The sequence below is a fragment of the Pseudomonas sp. R62 genome, from assembly GCF_000257605.1.
In the GTDB taxonomy this organism is placed as follows: Bacteria; Pseudomonadota; Gammaproteobacteria; order Pseudomonadales; family Pseudomonadaceae; genus Aquipseudomonas; species Aquipseudomonas atacamensis.
Window position 1 is genome coordinate 1 of sequence record NZ_AHZM01000924.1, and the last position, 786, is coordinate 786.

General features: G+C 54.6%; 1 pseudogene. It reads right to left on the minus strand.

Annotation, left to right across the window (positions count from 1 at the left end):
* Positions 1-786, minus strand: a pseudogene (locus OQK_RS01140) (insecticidal toxin complex protein TcaB2); the annotation flags it as partial.

Genomic DNA, 786 nt, shown 5'->3' on the forward strand with positions numbered 1-786 from the left:
CAAATGCGGCAGGTGAAAAAACAATTCCCAGAAATTCAGACCGTTGGCACCGTTGAAGGGACCATTGAGTTCAACAAATTCTGCGCCGGTCGGCGACGGTTCGAGAATGAACTGGTTGGACCAGTCCAGCACGGCGTCCACGGAAATATTCGAACGCCTTACCAGCTCCGAACCGAATAATGAATTGAGCCGAACGTATTTCAACGCCAGTCCAGCTTGATTGAATGACAGGAACTGTGCCGTGCCTGCACTGCTCCTGTGCAGAGTTGGCGGGACGAAGTCCATGAGATCGACAATCGTCAGGTCGAACTCTTTCTGTCCTGTAGGGTAACTGGGAGAGGCGAATAAAAACGTGACTGGTGTGGGCCAGGTGCCTTTCGTCCGCGAGGAAGTCCACGCTTGAGTTGTCCAGCCACCGCTTGCATCCTGGAGTTCACTAATCGGCGGCGGATCGATATCAGACGATCCCGTCACTTGCAGCACCATATTCAACATAGCGCTTTCAAGTCCCGTGGGACTGCAGAAACCCTGCACCGTCAGCACATCGTTGTCATCGACGCGCGTTGCCATAACGTTCAGACCAAGATAGGGGGTCAGAGAACCATGGTTCGTTATGCGAGGGACAGCAGTAACCTGAATGTCGAGCGGGTGCTGAACCGTATCGCTGCTGACGAATCGCTCCTCAAGTGCCAGATCCAGCCACGCGCCACCGTCCAGGAGGGGGCGCATCAGCACGTCGTAAATCGCATGCACTGTCAGATCCGTTTCAGCAGAATCTTCCGGTGG